Genomic DNA, 18,685 nt, shown 5'->3' on the forward strand with positions numbered 1-18,685 from the left:
CGTCAGGCCGACGCGGGAACGTAGCTCGAGAACATACGCCGTTCCACCTCTGTCCATGGGCGCGACGATTCGGTGGCCGGTTCGAAACCGACCATGACCGACTGCACCCGTGCGCACACCCGGCCCGCCACGTCTCGGAACTCCTGAGCCAATGCCACCGACGAGTTGCCCACCCGGGTCACCGAGGTGTCGACCTCGATCGGACCCGACGCGTCGGTGATGGGGAGCAGGAACTCGATGTCGAGCGTGCGCATCACCGACGCGCCGGTCGATCCGAGGGTTGTCCCGGTGCGGGCGGCGTCGAGTTCGGCCTCGGTGTACAGACTCATGAGGAACTGCACACGCGCCTCCTGCGCGTACTCGGCGAATTGCACGTTGTTGACGTGCCCGAGCCGATCGGAGTCGCCCCACCGCACGGCGATGGTCGAGGTGAACACCTTGCCCGCCACGCTCAGTCCCGCGTGAGCTTGCGGTGCGTGACGCGGTGCGGGCGGGCGGCATCGGGGCCGAGCCGCTCGACCTTGTTCTTCTCGTAGCCCTCGAAGTTGCCCTCGAACCAGTACCAGGCGGCCTCGTTGTCGCCGAATCCACCCTCCCAGGCCAGGATGTGGGTGCAGGTGCGATCGAGGAACCAACGATCGTGCGAGATCACCACAGCACAGCCGGGGAACTCCTCGAGCGCATTCTCGAGCGAGCCGAGGGTTTCGACGTCGAGGTCGTTGGTGGGCTCGTCGAGCAGGATCAGATTGCCGCCCTGCTTGAGCGTCATCGCCAGGTTCAGACGGTTGCGCTCGCCGCCGGAGAGCACCCCGGCCGGCTTCTGCTGATCGTGACCCTTGAACCCGAACGAGCTGATGTAGGCGCGCGAGGGGAACTCCTGCGTGCCGACGGTGATGAAGTCGAGCCCGTCGGAGACCGTCTCCCACACCGTCTTCTTCGGGTCGATACCGCTTCGGTTCTGATCGACGTAGCTGAGCTTGACGGTCTGACCGATCCGCACCTCACCGCCGTCCGGCTCCTCGAGCCCGACGATGGTCTTGAACAGCGTGGTCTTTCCGACGCCGTTGGGGCCGATCACACCGACGATGCCGTTGCGCGGCAGAGTGAACGACAGGTCCTTGATCAGCACCCGCCCGTCGAATCCCTTGTCGAGGTTCTTGACCTCGACCACCACGTCGCCCAGGCGCGGCGGCGTGGGGATCTGGATCTCGTCGAAATCGAGCTTGCGGGTCTTCTCCGCCTCGGTGACCATCTCGTCGTAGCGGTCCAGGCGTGCCTTGTTCTTGGCCTGACGCGCCTTGGCACCCGAACGCACCCAGGCGAGCTCGTCCTTGAGGCGCTTCTGCAGCTTCTGATCCTTCTTGCCCTGCACCTCGAGGCGTTCGGCCTTCTTCTCCAGGTACGTCGAGTAGTTGCCCTCGTAGGGGTAGAGCCGACCACGGTCGACCTCACAGATCCACTGCGCGACGTGGTCGAGGAAGTACCGGTCGTGGGTGACGGCCAGGATCGCGCCGGAGTAGGAGGCCAGGTGCTGTTCGAGCCACAGCACCGACTCCGCATCGAGGTGGTTCGTGGGCTCGTCCAGCAGAAGCAGATCGGGCTTGCTCAGCAGCAGCTTGCACAGCGCGACGCGTCGCTTCTCGCCACCGGAGAGGTGGGTGACGCCCTCGTCCGGCGGCGGGCAGCGCAGCGCGTCCATGGCCTGCTCGAGCTGGGAATCGACCTCCCACGCATCGGCGTGGTCCAGCTTCTCCTGCAGCTCACCCATTTCCTCCATCAGCGCATCGGAGTAGTCGGTGGCCATCAGTTCGGCGATCTCGTTGTACCGCTTGAGCTGCACCATGGTCTCGCCGAGGCCGTCCTCGACGTTCTCCCGGACCGTCTTGTTCTCGTCGAGCTCGGGCTCCTGCATGAGGATGCCGACGGTGGCGCCCTGCGCGAGGAACGCCTCGCCGTTGCCCGGCTGATCGATCCCGGCCATGATCTTCAGGATCGAGGACTTACCGGCGCCGTTGGGCCCGACCACGCCGATCTTCGCTCCCGGCAGGAAGCTCATCGTGACGTCGTCGAGAATCACTTTGTCGCCGTGCGCCTTGCGCACCTTCTTCATGGTGTAGATGAATTCGGCCACGAGTCCCTCTCGAATCGGCGCAGGCTCGGTCGGGGCGAGTCTACCGGGGCGAGCGGGCACCCCCCGACAACGCCCGGGCAGCGCCCCGACCGCCACCGGTCACACCGGTGCACCCTCCGCGATCTCGACCTCGTCCACCCCGAGCCCGTCGACCCCGAGCCCGTCGACCCCGAGCCCTTCGACCCGCTGGTCGAGGTCGGCCGATCCCGACCCAGCGTCGGTCGGCTCGACGGCCGCGCGCAGCCGCGGACGGTCGATCGAGGCGACGCAGCGCGAGAGGTCGGGACCGACCGCGGTGGCCCGCAGTTCCAGATCCGCCCGCGAGATGTTGTCCTTGGTGACGTACTCGTTGGTGCGCGCGACGCCGTGCACGATCACCGGGTCGCCCTTCATCAGCGAGAACCCGACCCCGGAGACCAGTTTGCGCCAGCAACTGACCGTCGCGTAGAGCGTGCCGGCGTCGACCCAGTCGTCGAGTTCGCGATCGAAACGCCGCGAATTCGACGCGATACGGAAGCTCAGCACCGCGTCGCCGCTGGGGGTGGAGCGCTTGATGGGATCGGTGATCACGGTACCCACCACGGTCATGTAGGACTCGTACATCTGTGCCTCGTCTCGTTCCGGCGGGCGCGACCCGGTGTCGACCCGCTCGAGGCAAGAACTACTCCCCCGCGGCGACACCGGCTCCGAAGCCCGATCCCCGCTGTGGACAGGACGGTTCGCCGATCCACAGGCCCTTGCGCGCGCCCGCGGCGTGTGCATCACTGCGGGGCCGTCAGGCCGATTCGGACGCCAACGACGCGTCGAGCAACGCCGCGTAGCGCCCGTGCGCGGCCACCAGAGCCTCGTGACTGCCGGACTCGACGATGCGCCCACGGTCGAGCACCACGATGAGGTCGGCGTGCCGAACGGTCGAGAGACGATGTGCGACAACCACAGTGGTTCGCCCGGTCATGAGGGAGTCCAGAGCCTGCTGCAGCGCCCGCTCGGTGGCATTGTCCAGAGCGCTGGTGGCCTCGTCGAGAACCAGGATCGGCGGATTGCGAAGCACGGTGCGCGCGATGGCGATTCGCTGCTTCTCCCCGCCCGAGAACCGGAACCCCCGCTCGCCCACCACCGTGTCGTACCCCGCGTCGAGGCCGGCGATCACGTCGTGGATCTGGGCGGTACGTGCGGCGTCGACGATCTCGGCGTCCGTCGCCTCCGGTCGGGCGAAGCGCAGGTTCTCGCGCACGGTGTCGTGGAAGAGGTACGTCTCCTGCGAGACCACCCCGACCGCGGCCGCGACGTCCGCCAACGTCATCTGCCGCAGATCGACCCCGTCGATGGTCACCGCGCCCGCGGTCGGGTCGTACAGGCGGGCCGCGAGGTAGCCGAGAGTGGTCTTGCCGGAACCCGTTTCGCCGACCAGGGCCATCGTGTGTCCGGCCGGGATGCTCACGTCGATGCCGTGCAGGGTGTCGGCGGTGGCGCCGGGGTACCGGAAGCCCACGTCCCGGAACGCCAACTCACCGCGCACTCGCGGCATGTGATGTGCCGCGACGGGATCGTCGACGTCGACGGGCAGATCGAGGTACTCGAAGACGCGGCCGAACAGTGCCAGCGAACTCTGCACCTCCACACCGGTGTTGAGCAGTGCCACCGTGGGGCGGAACATCTGCGCCTGCAGCGTGGTGAATGCCACGAGGGTGCCCACGGTGATGGAGTTACCGTTTCCGATGGTGATGCCCGCGAACCCGTAGACCAGCGCCGGCATCGCGGCGAAGGTGATCGAGACCGTGGCCATCCGCCACTTACCGGCCATCAGCGAGCGCAGTTCCACGTCGGCCACCTCGGCCGAGACCGCCGAGAATCTGTGCACCAGCGCTCGGGAGGCGCCGGTGGTCTTGCTCAGCAGGATCCCGCTCACCGACAGCGATTCCTCCACCTGCACCGACAGCTCGCTCAGCAACTGCTGGCGCTCGACGGAGATGCGTCGTCGCTCGTCGCCGATCCGACGGGACACGCGCACGAACACCGGCAGGATCGCCAGCGAGAACAGGGCCAACCGCCAGTCCAGAAGGAAGAGTGCGACCACGGTGGCGGCCACCGTGGTCGCGTTCTGAGCGATCGAGGTGGCGGTGTTGGTGACCACCGACTGCATGGAGCCGATGTCGTTGGCGATACGCGACTGCACGTCCCCGGTTCGCGTGCGAGCGAAGAACCCCAGCGACTGCCGCTGCAGATGGGTGTAGACATCGACACGCAGACGGTGCATGAGCGCCTGGCCGATGGAGTTCGACAACCACGACACCGCCACGCCCAGCACGCTCGTGACCACGGCGATGGCGATCATCGACCCCGCGAGGACGAGGACGAGGGCGACGTTGGCGTCGGGGATCGCGTGATCGAGCATCTCCCGCAGCAGCAGCGGCGAGCCCAGGGCGACGATGGCGCTCACCACGATGATGACGCTGACCAACCCCACCCGCGCACGATGCGGGGCGAACAACGCGACCACGCGACCCAGGGGCGCCGGGTCGCGTGGCGGCGTGACCTCCATCAGCGGCCGACGCCGTCCCGGCGCGCCAGCTCGGCGAACATGGCGTTGTGAGCGGCCAGGGCCGCGTCGTCGTCACGCTCGGCGGCGCGGTCGAGGCGCACACCGGCCTTGCGGTCGGCCCTGGACCACTGCACCAGCAACGCCAGCATCACCAGAACCAGTGGGATCTCACCGGTGGCCCAGGCGATGCCGCCGCCGAGCTTCTGATCGGCGAGCAGATCGGTGTTCCACGGCAGGGCGAGCCCTCGGAAGAACCGCTCGCCCATCACGGTGTCGGTGCTCATCAGCGTCACACCGAAGAAGGCGTGGAAGGGCAGCGACCCGAACACCATGGCGAGCTTGACCGGCGGGGTGAGCGCACGCGGGGCGGGATCGACGCCGATGACCACCCAGTAGAACAGGTATCCGCTGGCCAGGAAGTGCAGGTTCATCAGCACGTGCGCAACGTGGCTGCCCACCACGTTGTCGTAGATCCCACCGAGGTAGAGGGCGTAGAAGCCGCCGACGAACAGCGCCGAGGCCACGAGCGGATGCGTGATGAACTTCGAGAACGAGCTGTGCAGAGCGGCCAGCAGCCACTCCCGCGGCCCGGGTATCCCTCCCCGCCCGGCGGGTTTGAACACCCGCAGCGCGAGGGTCACCGCACCACCGAGAGCGAGCAGTACCGGCGCGAGCATCGAGAGCATCATGTGGCCGATCATGTGCACGCTGAACATCGCCGTGGAGTAACGACCGATGCCCGACGACGTTGCCAGCAACAGCGCCAGGCACCCGAGCAACCACGCCACGGTCCGGCCCAGCGGCCACGAATCGCCGCGCACACGCAGCCGCCGCACACCGACCAGGTACAGCGCCGCGAGAACCAGCGCGAGAGTGCCGAAGATGAGGTCGAAACGCCACTCGGTCATCAGGGTCCAGAAGGTGGGTGGTCCCGACAGGTTGTAGCCGAGTTCGACCTCGGTGATGCTCAGATCGAGGTTGGCAGGGGCCGGCGGCGGCGTGCGGGAGAGACCGACCGCCAGACCGACCGTGGCTCCGAAGACCAGCGCTTCCACACCGGCGAATCGAACCAACACTGCCCGCGAGGTGTTGTCCGCACGCAGCGCGGGCAGCGAGCGCCGCCGATGGACGGCGCCGAGCACACCGAGGATCACCAGCGCGGCGGTCTTCGCCAGGATCAGCCGCCCGTAGGTGGTGGTCAGCAGGTCCGCAAGACCGACGCGGACGGCAGCGTTGATGATCCCGCTCGCCCCCATCGCCACGAACGTCACCAGGGCCACCGCGGAGAACCGTCGGGCGGCGACGTCGGTGTGGGCGCCGCGCCGTCGGGCATGGGCCAGCAGCGCGAACAACCCACCCGCCCACAGCGACGCCGCGACCAGGTGGATCGCGAGGCTGTTGGTGGCCAGATCGTGGGCACCGCCGGCCGACGAGTGCCCGGTGACGGCCAGCGGCATCAGGCTCAGGATGGAGACCAGGAGCAGCAGCGGGGTCCACCGCCATCGAAGCACCGCGCGCGCGCCCACGGCGGTGACGGCAGCGATGATGGCCGTCCACCGCCACGCGTCGGCGAGTTCCACCTGCGCAATGCCGGACCACAGGTTCTCGGGCCGCAAGACCACCGACAGGGGCTGGCCGGAGGTGTCGGCGAGGGTGAGGGGCACCAGCAGCGCCGCGCACACCGCCCACACCGCCGCGGCCACCGAGGCCGAGCGCAGCGCCCGATAGCCGTCGACGTCGAGAACCCCGTTCTCCTGCGGGGGAACAAGGAAGGCTGCGAGCAGGATCGACCCCACCGCGATGACCGCCGCGATCTCACCGACCGCCCGCAGGACCGGCACGCCGTAGGTGGTGATCGGGCCGGGGTCCGGGATTCCGAGCAGTACCAGAGCCTGCGACGCCGACAGCGACACGACGAGCGCGGCCCCGACACCGGCGATCACACCGACGCTCACCAGTACTGCCGCGGTACCGGTACCGCGGCGGGAGGGGGGTACCGCCAAACCCGCCACCGGAGGGGTAGCTGCGCTGGTCACCATGCTGACCAGGGTAGACTTCTGCCGCCGCACAGGCCTCCGTAGCTCAGGGGATAGAGCAAGGGCCTTCTAATCCCTTGGTCGCAGGTTCGAATCCTGCCGGGGGCACCACCACACTGCCGACCTCCGGCCGGTGTGCGCCTGCGAAGCTCGAGGGGCGGCCGGACGGCGCACGTCACATTTCCAGAACGGCCCCGAGGAACTCGCCGAGGCCGAGCTCCGCCGCATGCTGCGGCAGGTCCATCGCCAGCACGGTGTTGATGACGAACCCGCGACCCATGAACTCCCTGATGCGAACCGGGTCGGCGCCGAGGCCGGCGAGCATGTGATAAATCTCCGCGAACAGCCGCCGCACCTCGACGCCGATCGCCGGGTGATGGGCGGCGGCGAAGCCATGGTTGTACATCCGGAGCGCGTCGGGCTCCTCCAGGACGAGGGTGCGGTACGCCCTACCGAGCGCCGCCGGATCGAAGGACGGTGCCGCGGCGGAGGCGAAGGCCGCGAGGATCTTGTCGCCGGCATGGCGGTGGGTTTCGATGAAGAGCGACTCCTTGCCGCCGAACGCGCTGACGATATACGGCTGAGAGACCCCGATCTCCTTCGCGATCTCCGTCGTCGAGGTGCCCGAGTAGCCGCCACGCGCGAACGCACGCATCGCTCCTTCGAGCAACTCGCTCGCTCGCGCCGGTCGCTTACTCATCACCATCTCCAGATCGAACCCTCTCGATGTCGCGATACTAACTATTGCGATGTGGAGGGGCCCGGGCACGGGCTGCGCGACGTCGCGCACAGTCTCCCCCTCAGCGCAGCCGGATGATGCGATCGGCGCGCTCGGCGGTCCGGGAGACGAGGCGGGCGTTGGGGGTGTCGACGCGGTCGACCCACCGGGCGGCGTCGTCGGCGCTGCGACCGAACGAGCGATGGCGTGCCACCAGTCGTGACGTGCGTACGTCCTCGTCGACGTCGAGGTACCACGCCTGATCGAGCAGGGGCGCGATGGCCGACCAGCCGTCGCCGTCGTGGAGCAGATAGTTGCCCTCCGTGATCACCAGGTGCACCGAGCGATCGACGGGGACGGCGGACCCGACGGACAGTTCCCGCTCCCGGTCGAACCGCGGCGCGTAGACCACCTCGTCGGCGTCGATGCGCAGCCGTTCGAGCAGGCAGCGATACCCGGCGACGTCGAAGGTGTCCGGCGCACCCTTGCGATCCAGGCGACCCAGACGCCGCAGCTCGGAGTCGTCGAGGTGGAACCCGTCCATCGCCACCACCACGGCGGGCAGCGCGTTAGCCAGCGCTGCCGCGAGCGTGCTCTTGCCCGCACCGGGAGGACCCACCAGACCGAGAACAGCCCGTCGACCCGCACCAGCGAGTCGACGGGCAGCGTCCACGGCCTGCTCGACCGTTGTCGGATCGACGTCAGCGATCGGGGCTCTCGGCAATCTCGGGATCGGCATCTCGCTCTGCGAGCCTCTTCGCACGCGTGGAGGCCTCACGCATCTCGATGCCGTCGGTGATCAGGTCACCGACCTCGCGGGTGACGTCCCGGACGGCCCCGGCGATGATCATCGCGATGCGGCCCACATGGGTGGCCGTCGACTCGGTGATCTCCTGGACCGTGTCCTTGGTCCGTTCGAATCGACCTGACCCCGCGGGCACATCACCACCACTCATGGCCGTTCCTCTCAGGCTGCCGTGTGGGTCCGCTCGATGATCACGCCGATCTCGGCGTCGTCGCCGGTGAAGCGGTTGGGCAGCGCGTACCTGAAGATCTTGCCCCACACCGAGCCGATCTGGTGCCAGAACCCCCCGGTGTTGTAGGGCAGCCCGTACTCCTCGCACAGGGCCCTGACCTCCGGCGCCATCTCGGGGTAACGGTGGGCGGGCACGTCCGGGAAGAGGTGGTGCTCGATCTGGTGCGAGAGGTTGCCGGACATGATGTGGAACAGCTCCGAGCCGTCGATGTTGGCCGATCCGAGCATCTGACGGACGTACCACTCGCCACGGGTCTCCTGCGCGGTCTCGTCCTCGGTGAAGGTCTGCACGCCTGTGGGGAAGTGCCCGCAGAAGATGATCGAGAACGCCCAGATGTTGCGGATGACGTTGGCGGAAGCGTTGCCGATCAGCGTGGACAGGAAGAACGGACCGGTCAGGGCCGGGAAGACCACGTAGTCCTTGAGCACCTGACGACCGGCCTTGCGCCACCAGCTCTTGATCAGCGGCTTGACCTCGGCCCAGGACCGCTCGCCCGCGATGACCTTCTCCGCCTCGAGATCATGGGCCATGACGCCCCATTCGAACAGCATCATCAGCGCGAAGGCCCACACGGGGTTGCCCAGGTAGTACGGGTTCCACTTCTGCGCGCGATCCATCCGCAGCACGCCGTAGCCGATGTCGCGGTCCATGCCGAGGATGTTGGTGTAGGTGTGGTGCATGTAGTTGTGGGAGTGGCGCCACTGGTCCGCCGGGCAGGCGGTGTCCCACTCGAAGGTGCGTGAGTTCAGATTCGGCTCACGCATCCAGTCGTACTGGCCGTGCATGACGTTGTGGCCGATCTCCATGTTGTCGAGGATCTTCGACACGCCCAGCGCGCCGACACCGGCGAGCCACAGCGGCGGAATGAACGGCACGTACATCAGCAGTCGCCCGGCCACCTCGAACCCGCGCTGAGCAGCGATGATCCGGTAGATGTAGTCGCGGTCGGCCTCGCCGAGCTCGGCGACGGTGCGTGCGCGCAACTCGTCGAGCGCCTTGCCGAGCTGCTCGACCTGATCGCGGGTGAGAACCGGGGTCGGACGGGTGGCGGCGGGGGTCTGCCGTGTGTGGCCGCGCACGAGGGCGGGACCGATCAGGGGCAGTGACGACAGGAGCGGAAGCGGCGACAGGCCGGGAAGAGGCAGGCCGAACATGGTGGTCTCCTAGTGGTGGGTGCGGTCGGTGAGACGGCGGGAAGTGGTCGGGGAAGGTCAGAGCTCGAGGTCGACGTCGCCGACGGCAACGCTCACGCACGGCTGGATCGCGGTGTCCGGTTGGTCGTCGACCTCTCCGGTCAGCACGTTGCGGGTGCGTCCGAGCTTCTTGGTGGCGGTGCAGGTGTGGCAGATGCCCATACGGCAGCCGAACTGCGGGGTCAGGCCCGCCGACTCGGCCTGCTCGAGCAGGGTGTCGCCGGAGTTGTCCACGGTGGTCGCGGACGCGGAGAAGGTGACCGACCCGGTCGTCTCGTCGGCGTCGACCGCTGTGGTGGGTAGCCCGAACGCCTCGACGTGCACTGTGTCGGCCATGCCCCGACGGTCGAACTCCGACCGCACGGCCGCTGTCAGCGAAGGTGGACCGCACAGGTACGTCTGTGCACCGTCGACCCACGGCGCGACGGCGTCGAGGTGCTCGGCAGAGAAGTGGCCGCGTAGCTCACCCGGCGCTGCCGGCGAGGCGGTTCTTCCCGTGGCGACCACGCGAACGTCGATGTTGTCGACACGGGCGGCAATACCGGCCAGCTCGGCACCGTACGCGACGTCCTTTTCAGTGCACGCGTAGTGCAGAAAAGCGATGCGACCGGTGTGCGTCTCGTCGACCAGCGTGCGCAGCATCGACATCACCGGGGTGATCCCGCTGCCTCCGGAGATCAGCACGATGTCCCGCGGGCGCGGCTGCGGGAGGACGAAGGTGCCGACCGCAGGGGAGATCGAGACGATCTGTCCCGGGGCGGCGTTCCGGCGCAGATGCCCGCCGACGACGCCGGAGCGATGAGCCTTGATGGTCAGTTCGATACGGCCGTCGCGTCGGTGCTCGGAGTTGGCCGGGGAGAAGCACCGCGTGTGACGAACTCCGTTCACCACCACTCCCACCTGCACGAACTGTCCTGCGCGGAAGCCTCGCCAGCGGGCAGACGGCCGCAGTTCGAGGGTCACGGTGTCGTCGGTGAGACGGTCGACGGCGGTGATCTCCGCGCGCAGGTCGGTCAGCGACAGCATCGGGTCGACGAGTTCGAGGTAGGTGTCGACCGGGTGGGGAGCGGTCATCGTCTCGACGAGCTCGATCAGGCGAGCCAGCCGACCGGCGGGGCGGGGTGGACTTGTCAGTGCCATGGACGACCTCCGAGTCGAGTTGACGTGTGATCACCTTTCAGTGCACAACCGTACACCCATTTGTGCGCGACACGTCCAGAGATGCCCGTCACATTCACCCCGCGGTCGGCCAGGACCGTCTTCGAACAGCGAGCGCGCATGTAACCGAACAACGCGTCGACACCGACCAGGCCGGAGGAGGCCCGTGTGCAGGGACGACAGCGAGCACAGACGTACACTGTCCAGGTGGCCGATACCGTCAGCCGGGCAGAGCGCAAGGAGCGCACTCGGCAGTCCCTCATCGATGTCACGCTCGAGATGGCCGCCGACCGCAGCTTCGCCAGCGTCAGCCTCCGCGAGGTCGCCCGTGCCGCCGGACTCGTCCCGACCGCCTTCTACCGCCACTTCGCGTCCATGGAGGACCTCGGCGTCGCTGCCGTAGAGGACTCGATGCGCGCCCTGCGCCACATGCTCCGCGAAGCGCGCCGAACCCCTTCGATCAACAACGCCGGCGACTCACTGGCGATCCTGGTCCGTCAGCTCCGCAGCAACGTCGATCGATTTCGTTTCCTCGTCCGCGAGCGCGACGGCGGCGTCGCCGAGGTACGCCGCGCCATCGACACCGAACTGCGACTGTTCGCCAGCGAACTGACCATCGACCTCTCGCGTACGCCGGGGCTGACGGAGTGGCCGATCGAGGATCTCGAGATGGCGGCCGGTCTGATCGTGACGACCATGCTGGCCACCGTCGCGGACCTGCTCGACGTGGCCCGTCCGGGCAGCGACGCCGAGGCCGCGGTCATCTCACGCGCCGAGCGGCAACTGCGATTGATCCTGCTCGGCATGTCGGTCTGGAAGCCGTCCTCGCGCTGATCTGCGCGCAGACCGTCTCACTCGGTGCGGGCGAGATCCCCCTCGGGCGCAGCCACCCGAACGAGCGCCGCGAGCCCCAGGGCCAGCACCAACACGATGCCCATGATGCCTGCGCGATCGGCATCGAAGAGGAAGACGAACAGCCCGAACAGGCTCGGCGCGAGGAACGACGCGGCCCGGCCGACGGTGGCGTACAGCCCGAACATCTGCCCCTCGCGCCCCGGCGGGGTGATGCGGGTGAGGAACGTGCGCGCCGATGACTGCGCCGGCCCGACGAACACGCACAGCATCAGCCCGAAGATCCAGAACATCACCGGACCCGACACCACCAGCAGCGCCAGACCCGCCACGATCATCAGGCTCAGCGACCACACGATCACGGTCTTCGGACCCACCCGATCGTCGACGCGGCCGGCGGCGATGGCCCCGATCGCGGCCACCACGTTCGCGGCCACTCCGAACAGCAGGACGTCGGAGCTGCTGATCCCGTACACCGACACCGCCAACACCGCACCGAAGGTGAACACCCCGGCGAGACCGTCGCGAAAGAGCGCACTCGAGATCAGGAAGTAGACGGTGCGGCGGTCGGTGTCCCACAGCTCGCGCAGGTCGTTCCACAGATCGCGGTAGCCGGCCCGAATGCCGCGCGACGGTTCGGCCGTGGCCGTGGCAGGCAGCTCCGGTACGGCCAGGAACACCGGGATCGCGAAGGCGGCGAACCACACTGCGGCCAGCAGCGCGACCAGCCGGATGTTCAGACCTTCGTCGGTGCTGACCGACAGCAGCCCGCGGGTGTCGCCGTCCCCGGCGATGAACCCCACGTACGACGTCAGCAGCAGCACGATGCCGCCGAAATATCCCATCGCCCAACCGAATCCGGAGACCCGGCCGATGTTGTCCGGCGTGGAGACCTGACGCAGCATCGCCGTGTAGGGCACCTGCGCGAGCTCGAAGGCGATCGTGCCCACCGCCAGCAACACCAGACCCAGCCACAGGTAGTGGTAATCGTCGCGGACGAAGAACAGCAGCGCCATCGACGCGACGGTCCCGGCGGTCAGCAACAGCAGCGAGCGCTTGCGGCGACCGGATCCGTCCGACCGTCGACCCGAGATGGGCGCGAGCACCGCGATCACCACCCCGGACAGGCCCACCGACCAGGAGAACCAGGTGCTCGCCGAGATTGCGCCGGGAAGGTCGTCGCCGACCGCGTCGGTGAGGTACACCGAGAACACGAACGTCAGGATCACCGCGTTGAACGCCGACGATCCCCAGTCCCAGAACCCCCAGGCAGCGACCTGGCGTGTGGTGGTGGCAACACCCACACTCGCATGCGTGGTGCCGGAGACAGGAGTGCCGGGCTGGGACATGCCGGGGTGGGACATGCTGGAGAGCCTACGTCCCACGCACGACGGATCTGTGACACATTTCTCGACCATGACCGACTCGCCGTATCCGATCCTGCTCTCGCCGCTGAACCTGGGTCCGATCACCCTGCGCAACCGCGTGGTCATGGGCTCGATGCACACCGGCCTCGAGGATCGCGCGTTCGACACCGGCAAACTCGCCGCGTACTTCGCCGAACGTGCCCGCGGTGGCGTCGCGCTCATCGTCACCGGCGGCTACGCGCCCAACCGGAGGGGCTGGTTGCTGCCGTTCGCCGGCAAGCTCACCACCGGACTCGAAGCGCGACGACATCGACGCATCACCGACGCCGTGCATGCCGAGGGAGCGGCGATCGTGATGCAGATCCTGCACGCGGGCCGCTACGCATACCACCCGCTGAGTGTGTCCGCATCGGCAACCAAGGCTCCCATCACACCCTTCCGCGCTCGCGCTCTCTCCGACCGCGGGGTTCGACGACAGATCGACGCGTTCGTACGGTGCGCGGTGCTCGCCCAGCGAGCCGGGTACGACGGGGTCGAGGTGATGGGCGGCGAGGGCTACCTGATCAACCAGTTCCTCTCTCCTCGCACCAACAGGCGCACCGACCGCTGGGGCGGCTCCGCGGAGGGACGACGACGGCTGGCCGTGGAGATCGTCCGCAGGATCCGCGCCGCGACGGGTGAGAACTTCGTCATCTCGTTCCGACTCTCGCTCGCCGACCTCGTCGAGGACGGCCAGAGCTGGGACGACACCGTCGCACTGGCCCGCGAACTCGAGTCCGCGGGCGCCACGATGATCAACTCCGGCGTCGGCTGGCACGAGTCGCGGGTGCCGACCATCGCCACGTCGGTCCCGCGCGGGGCCTTCGTCTCCTTCGCCGAACGCATCGCCCGTGAGGTCTCGATACCCGTCGCGGCGTCGAACCGGATCAACATGCCCGAGCTCGCCGAGGAAATACTCGAGGGCGGCGACGTCGCGCTCGTGTCGATGGCGCGCCCGATGCTCGCCGACCCCTTCTGGACGGTCAAGGCCGCCGCGGGGCGACGCGACGAGATCAACACCTGCATCGCGTGCAACCAGGCCTGCCTCGACCACGTCTTCGTGCACAAGAAGGCCTCCTGCCTGCTCAACCCGCGCGCGGGCCGCGAAACCGAGCTGATCCTGTCCCCCACGCGCGCATCGCGACGGGTGGCCGTGGTCGGCGCCGGGCCCGCCGGACTGTCCGCGGCGCTGGGCCTGGCAGAACGCGGTCACGCGGTGACACTGTTCGAGGAGCGGCGCGAGATCGGTGGGCAGTTCTCCATCGCCGCCCGCATCCCCGGCAAGGAGGAATTCGCCGAGACGGTGCGCTACTACGGCTCCGCTCTGGCCCGCGCGGGCGTCGACCTGCGGCTCGGGCGGCGAGTGACGGTGCCCGACCTGGTCGGTGGGGGTTTCGATCGCGTCGTCGTCGCCACCGGTGTCACCCCGCGAATTCCGGCCATCCCCGGCATCGATCACCCGAGCGTGATCACCTACGCCGACGCCGTCCGTGGGCTCGTACCGGTCGGCCACACGGTGGCGATCATCGGGGCGGGCGGCATCGGGGTCGATGTCTCGGAGTTCCTCACCAGCGGCCCTGCCGCCCACCCGGACATCGAGCAGTGGCGTCGGCGGTGGGGGGTGACGGAGAAGGAGGATGCCGTCGGCGCCCTCACCGATCCGCAGGTACCCGCCTCCCCGCGCACCGTCTACCTGCTCCAGCGCAGCACCGGCCGGGTGGGCGCCGGGCTCGGCAAGACGACCGGGTGGGTCCATCGGGCGTCGATGAAGGCCAAGGGTGTCGAGCAGCTGTCCGGGGTGAGCTACCACCGCATCGACGACGACGGGCTGCACATCGGCATAGGGCGAACTCGCACCCGCACCTTGGCCGTCGACTCGGTGGTGCTGTGCGCCGGGCAGGAATCGGTGCGCGACCTCGTCGACGGGTTGCGGGCCGCGGGCATCGCCACCGATGTGATCGGTGGGGCCGACCGGGCGGGTGAACTCGACGCCAAGCGGGCGATCGAGCAGGGCACCCTCCTCGCGGCGCGGGTGTGAAGGCACCCGTATCGTATCGGGCGTGAGCCTGCCTGTTCCGACTCCCGATTCCCGCGCCGTCGTCACCGGGGCCTCCTCCGGCATCGGCGAAGCTCTGGCCACCGAACTCGCTGCCCGGGGGTACTCGCTGATCATCGTGGCGCGCCGAGGTGACCTGCTCGAGGCGCTCGCCGCCAAGCTCAGCGCGGCGCACGGCGTCGAGGTGGAGGTCCGCGTGATGGACCTCTCCGATCGCGATGCGCGCCGAACCCTGGTGACCGAGCTCGAGAGCCGCCCGATCACCATCCTGTGCAACAACGCCGGCATTGCAACGTTCGGGGCCGTCGCCGACCTCGACCACACCTACGAGCGCGCCCAGGTCGAACTCAACGCCGTCGCCGTGCACGATCTCGCCCTCGCGGTGCTGCCGGGCATGATTGCGCGGCGGTCGGGTGGAATCCTCAACGTCGGGTCGGCCGCGGGCAACATGGCCATCCCGAACAACGCGACGTACGCGGCCACCAAGGCGTTCGTGAACACGTTCTCCGAGTCACTGCGCGCGGAGGTCAAGGACGCCGGCGTGCACGTGACACTGCTGGCCCCGGGCCCGGTGCGCACCGAGGTACCCGATCCCGCGGACGCCTCGATCGTGGATCGCATGGTGCCCGACTTCCTGTGGGTGGGCAGCGATTACACCGCCAAGCTCTCGCTCGATGCGCTCGCCGACAACAAGATGCGTGTGGTGCCGGGTCCCATCGGCAAGGTGATGTCGGTGCTGGGCCAGTACGGCCCCCGCGCGGCCACGGCGCCGATCGCCGGCTCGTTCTACAAGAAGCTCGGTCAGCAGTAGCACCTGATTGCACCCGATCCGGCGGTATTCGCGGAAACCCGCACCGAACGCCGGATCGGGTGCAGTCAGCTGCGAGAGTGTCGGCGCCTGCGCACCACCACCGCAATCTCGTCGGCAACGGCGTCGAGGTTGGACATCACGTGGGCGGCCGAATACCGGAGCACCAACCACCCGGCGAGTACCAGCTCGTTCTGCCGGACTCGGTCTCGGGTGAACGTAGCCGCATCGCTGTGGAACTCACGACCGTCGACTTCGACCACCACCCGTGCGCGATAGTCGACCAGGTCTCCGTAGTACCGCCCGACACGAGCGTTGACGGACATCCGAACACCGCGCGCAGTCACCGCGCGGGCCACGAGCCGCTCCGGCTCGGACAAGGTTCGCGGACAGCAGGATCGAAGCTGTGCTCGCAGCGTGGACATACCCGTCCTGTTGCGCGCCCGAGCGCACAGCCGAGCAACGGCGCGCATGTCGACATGTGTGCCGACAGCCCTGTCGACCATCCGCTCGAGCTCGTCGCGATCCATGGTGGTGGCGCAGTCGAGCAGACACTGCTCTGCTGGGATCACCGACAGCCCACGCCAGGGCACCGAGCCTGTCCGGACGCAGCGGTGGAGTTGCACCCATCCTGGAGCCCGCGTGCTGGTCGTTCTCGACACGGTGGCATGAACGGTTGCAGGCGGGTCGTCGATCAGGCCCCAGAGCCACGCTGCTGTGTCATGGCTGATCACGGCGTCCGGTCGCCACAGCCCGACGGCCAGATACCGCTCGTGATACGTGGGCGGTTCGTCGCAGTAGACCTGCGGGAGCAGTCGAGACAGTGCACCCGTCCTGTGACACCCGACTGCACCTGATCGGACGGGGTTCGCGGAATCCCGCACGGGAGGCGCCATCGGGTGCAGTCAGCTGTCATGACCGGCCTTACTTCACCGACGCCGGCGACCGACCCCGAAGATCGAGCGGGAGATCTCGCGACCGGCGGCACTGGCAGCCGAACGTAAGAAGGACTTCACCGCGGGATTGCTCATGATTCGCTCGGCGGCCGACGGCTCGTCGGGCGCCGGTGGAGGCAGGTCGGGCAGATCCGGCAGCGCGGGCGGTACCGGCGCCGCACCCTGCGCGCCCACGCCCGCGATACGGGAGGTCATCTTCTCGTACGCCGACTCCCGGTCCACGGTCACGCCGTACTTGGCGAACAGCGACCCGCCCGTAGCAGCGGCGCGAATCGCCTCGTCACCGATGGTGCCCATGAGCGAGTGGGGCGGGCGGATGCGGGTCCAGGCCACGGGCGTCGGCGCGCCCTTCTCCGACAGCACGGTCACGATGGCCTCACCGATACCGAGGCTGGTCAGGGCCTGCTCGAGGTCGTAGTTCGGGGTCTTGGGGTAGGTCCGCACGGTGCGGGTGAGGGCCTTCTGGTCCTCGGGGGTGAAGGCGCGCAGGGCGTGCTGCACACGTGCGCCGAGCTGCGAGAGGATCTCGCCGGGCAAGTCCGTGGGCAGCTGGGTGCAGAAGAACACGCCGACACCCTTGGACCGGATCAGCTTGACGGTCTGCTCGACCTGCTCGAGGAACGCCTTCGACGCGTCGGCGAACAGCAGATGCGCCTCGTCGAAGATGAAGACGAGCTTGGGCTTGTCCACATCCCCTTCCTCGGGCAGCGTCTGGAACAGATCCGCCAGCACCCACATCAGGAACGTCGAGAACATCACCGGGCGGGCCGCGAGCGCGCCGAGCTCGAAGAGGCTGATCACACCCTTGCCGTCCGGCCCGACGCGAATGAGGTCGGCGGTGTCGAGCTCGGGCTCACCGAAGAACGTGTCGCCGCCGTCGGCCTCGAGGTTGGACAGGGCGCGCAGGATCACCCCGGCCGTGGCCGACGACACCCCACCGATCCCCTCGAGGTCCTTCTTGCCCTCGTCGCTGGTGAGGTGGGTGATCACGGCCCGCAGATCCTTCAGATCGAGTAGCGCGAGGCCCTGTGTGTCCGCCCAGTGGAAGATCAGGCCCAGAGTCGACTCCTGAGTAGCGTTGAGCGCCAACACCTTCGACAGCAGAATTGGCCCGAAGGCCGAAATGGTCGCACGCACCGGCACCCCGATGCCCTCGGTCCCGAGCGAGAGGAACTCCACGGGGTACCCGGTGGGCGCCCACGCGGTGTCGCCGGTGTCGGCGGCGCGAGCACGAATCTTCTCGTTGTCCTCGCCCGGCGCCGACAGGCCAGAGAGATCACCCTTGATGTCGGCCATCACGACGGGCACTCCCGCCGCGGAGAGCTGCTCGGCAATTCCCTGCAGCGTCTTGGTCTTTCCCGTCCCGGTGGCGCCGGCGACCAGGCCGTGGCGGTTCATCATCGCCAGGGGGATACGCACGTGCGCGGTGGGATCGAGTGTGCCGTCCACCAGTACGGTGCCCAGTTCGAGGGCCGCGCCGGTGGAGGCGTACCCGGCCGCGATCTCCGCGGCGGCACCGGACGGGGCGGTGGCGGGAGCGGCGGACGCGGTGGCGCCGGAAGCAGCGGCAGCGGCGGCCTCCTTCTCGGCGGCAGCGAGCGCGGCGGCGGCGGCATCGGCAGCAGCGCGCGCCTGCGCCAACTTCTCCTCGGGGGTCTGCGGTGCGTCACTCATCGTCATCGACTCTTTCGGCGGGCTGGGCGGGACGGGTGGGGAGAGCCAACGCAGACACTAACGCGTGCGGGCGCTCCCGGCGTCCGGCACTGCGGTTCGGTTGTGCGGCACTACTGTG

The 18,685-nt window shown here is 68.4% G+C and carries 16 protein-coding genes and 1 tRNA gene; 4 read left to right on the top strand and 13 right to left on the bottom strand.

The genetic code is table 11. The features are described 5' to 3' along the window. Window positions 1-2 precede the first annotated feature (2 nt). The 5 genes from ACY48E_RS08740 to ACY48E_RS08760 form a co-directional block, all read right to left on the bottom strand. Entirely contained in the window at window positions 3-449 is a 447-nt protein-coding gene (locus ACY48E_RS08740) for an acyl-CoA thioesterase (RefSeq protein WP_462871752.1), read from the bottom strand. A gap of 2 nt (window positions 450-451) precedes the next feature. Next, window positions 452-2,131, bottom strand: coding sequence for an energy-dependent translational throttle protein EttA (ettA, locus tag ACY48E_RS08745; protein WP_462871753.1), 1,680 nt, complete (start codon window positions 2,129-2,131; stop codon window positions 452-454). Between the two features lie 99 nt (window positions 2,132-2,230). Further along, the gene (locus ACY48E_RS08750; RefSeq protein WP_462871754.1) at window positions 2,231-2,734 is read right to left on the bottom strand and encodes a single-stranded DNA-binding protein; all 504 of its coding nucleotides are present in this window, start codon (window positions 2,732-2,734) and stop codon (window positions 2,231-2,233) included. Window positions 2,735-2,906: 172 nt separating this feature from the next. After that, window positions 2,907-4,673 carry an ABC transporter ATP-binding protein gene (locus ACY48E_RS08755; protein ID WP_462871755.1) on the bottom strand — a complete coding sequence of 589 codons (1,767 nt, stop codon included), beginning with the start codon at window positions 4,671-4,673 and terminating at the stop codon, window positions 2,907-2,909. Next, a complete protein-coding gene (locus ACY48E_RS08760; protein WP_462871756.1) occupies window positions 4,673-6,712 on the bottom strand; it encodes a cytochrome c oxidase assembly protein in 2,040 nt (679 codons plus the stop codon). The genes ACY48E_RS08755 and ACY48E_RS08760 overlap by 1 nt, the downstream gene beginning before the upstream one ends. A 32-nt stretch (window positions 6,713-6,744) precedes the next feature. Between ACY48E_RS08760 and ACY48E_RS08765 the strand changes: the two genes are divergently transcribed. Further along, window positions 6,745-6,820, top strand: a tRNA-Arg gene (locus ACY48E_RS08765). 64 nt (window positions 6,821-6,884) lie between these two features. Here ACY48E_RS08765 and ACY48E_RS08770 read toward each other — a convergent pair. From ACY48E_RS08770 to ACY48E_RS08790, 5 genes are all read right to left on the bottom strand, one after another. Beyond that, window positions 6,885-7,415: a TetR/AcrR family transcriptional regulator gene (locus ACY48E_RS08770; protein WP_462871818.1), complete on the bottom strand. Its 531-nt coding sequence runs from the start codon at window positions 7,413-7,415 to the stop codon at window positions 6,885-6,887. A 94-nt stretch (window positions 7,416-7,509) separates the two neighbouring features. Further along, entirely contained in the window at window positions 7,510-8,166 is a 657-nt protein-coding gene (locus ACY48E_RS08775) for a nucleoside/nucleotide kinase family protein (protein ID WP_462871757.1), read from the bottom strand. Next, window positions 8,129-8,383 carry a hypothetical protein gene (locus ACY48E_RS08780; RefSeq protein WP_462871758.1) on the bottom strand — a complete coding sequence of 85 codons (255 nt, stop codon included), beginning with the start codon at window positions 8,381-8,383 and terminating at the stop codon, window positions 8,129-8,131. Before ACY48E_RS08780 ends, ACY48E_RS08775 begins: the two co-directional genes overlap by 38 nt. Before the next feature lie 11 nt (window positions 8,384-8,394). Next, window positions 8,395-9,618 (bottom strand): fatty acid desaturase family protein, encoded by a 1,224-nt coding sequence (locus tag ACY48E_RS08785; protein ID WP_462871759.1) that lies wholly within the window; start codon window positions 9,616-9,618, stop codon window positions 8,395-8,397. A 57-nt stretch (window positions 9,619-9,675) separates the two neighbouring features. Continuing rightward, on the bottom strand, window positions 9,676-10,797 hold the full coding sequence (locus tag ACY48E_RS08790; RefSeq protein ID WP_462871760.1) for a ferredoxin reductase: 1,122 nt from the start codon (window positions 10,795-10,797) through the stop codon (window positions 9,676-9,678). A 225-nt stretch (window positions 10,798-11,022) separates the two neighbouring features. Here ACY48E_RS08790 and ACY48E_RS08795 point away from each other — a divergent pair, with 225 nt between their 5' ends. After that, window positions 11,023-11,649, top strand: a complete 627-nt coding sequence (locus ACY48E_RS08795; RefSeq protein WP_462871761.1) for a TetR family transcriptional regulator — start codon at window positions 11,023-11,025, stop codon at window positions 11,647-11,649. Window positions 11,650-11,666: 17 nt separating this feature from the next. On the opposite strand, the gene ACY48E_RS08800 is transcribed toward ACY48E_RS08795, so the two are convergent. Then, window positions 11,667-13,031: an MFS transporter gene (locus ACY48E_RS08800; RefSeq protein WP_462871762.1), complete on the bottom strand. Its 1,365-nt coding sequence runs from the start codon at window positions 13,029-13,031 to the stop codon at window positions 11,667-11,669. Between the two features lie 52 nt (window positions 13,032-13,083). Here ACY48E_RS08800 and ACY48E_RS08805 point away from each other — a divergent pair, with 52 nt between their 5' ends. Together ACY48E_RS08805 and cmrA are read left to right on the top strand one after the other, a co-directional pair. After that, the gene (locus ACY48E_RS08805; protein WP_462871763.1) at window positions 13,084-15,111 is read left to right on the top strand and encodes an FAD-dependent oxidoreductase; all 2,028 of its coding nucleotides are present in this window, start codon (window positions 13,084-13,086) and stop codon (window positions 15,109-15,111) included. Between the two features lie 22 nt (window positions 15,112-15,133). Further along, entirely contained in the window at window positions 15,134-15,940 is an 807-nt protein-coding gene (gene cmrA, locus ACY48E_RS08810) for a mycolate reductase (RefSeq protein ID WP_462871764.1), read from the top strand. A gap of 65 nt (window positions 15,941-16,005) precedes the next feature. Here the strand turns inward: cmrA and ACY48E_RS08815 are convergent, their stop codons facing one another. Continuing rightward, on the bottom strand, window positions 16,006-16,509 hold the full coding sequence (locus tag ACY48E_RS08815) for an endonuclease domain-containing protein (protein ID WP_462871765.1): 504 nt from the start codon (window positions 16,507-16,509) through the stop codon (window positions 16,006-16,008). Window positions 16,510-16,866: 357 nt separating this feature from the next. Beyond that, window positions 16,867-18,567 (bottom strand): helicase HerA-like domain-containing protein, encoded by a 1,701-nt coding sequence (locus ACY48E_RS08820; protein WP_462871766.1) that lies wholly within the window; start codon window positions 18,565-18,567, stop codon window positions 16,867-16,869. Window positions 18,568-18,685 lie beyond the last annotated feature (118 nt).

The sequence above is a fragment of the Rhodococcus sp. AZ1 genome (assembly GCF_054979605.1).

What these genes read in the sequence shown, in the direction of transcription:
- ACY48E_RS08750 (WP_462871754.1), bottom strand. Translation starts at nt 2,734, where the DNA reads ATGTACGAGTCCTACATGACCGTGGTGGGTACCGTGATCACCGATCCC.
- ACY48E_RS08755 (WP_462871755.1), bottom strand. Translation starts at nt 4,673, where the DNA reads ATGGAGGTCACGCCGCCACGCGACCCGGCGCCCCTGGGTCGCGTGGTC.
- ACY48E_RS08760 (WP_462871756.1), bottom strand. Translation starts at nt 6,712, where the DNA reads ATGGTGACCAGCGCAGCTACCCCTCCGGTGGCGGGTTTGGCGGTACCC.
- ACY48E_RS08770 (WP_462871818.1), bottom strand. Translation starts at nt 7,415, where the DNA reads ATGGTGATGAGTAAGCGACCGGCGCGAGCGAGCGAGTTGCTCGAAGGA.
- ACY48E_RS08775 (WP_462871757.1), bottom strand. Translation starts at nt 8,166, where the DNA reads ATGCCGATCCCGAGATTGCCGAGAGCCCCGATCGCTGACGTCGATCCG.
- ACY48E_RS08780 (WP_462871758.1), bottom strand. Translation starts at nt 8,383, where the DNA reads ATGAGTGGTGGTGATGTGCCCGCGGGGTCAGGTCGATTCGAACGGACC.
- ACY48E_RS08785 (WP_462871759.1), bottom strand. Translation starts at nt 9,618, where the DNA reads ATGTTCGGCCTGCCTCTTCCCGGCCTGTCGCCGCTTCCGCTCCTGTCG.
- ACY48E_RS08790 (WP_462871760.1), bottom strand. Translation starts at nt 10,797, where the DNA reads ATGGCACTGACAAGTCCACCCCGCCCCGCCGGTCGGCTGGCTCGCCTG.
- ACY48E_RS08800 (WP_462871762.1), bottom strand. Translation starts at nt 13,031, where the DNA reads ATGTCCCACCCCGGCATGTCCCAGCCCGGCACTCCTGTCTCCGGCACC.
- ACY48E_RS08805 (WP_462871763.1), top strand. Translation starts at nt 13,084, where the DNA reads ATGACCGACTCGCCGTATCCGATCCTGCTCTCGCCGCTGAACCTGGGT.
- ACY48E_RS08820 (WP_462871766.1), bottom strand. Translation starts at nt 18,567, where the DNA reads ATGAGTGACGCACCGCAGACCCCCGAGGAGAAGTTGGCGCAGGCGCGC.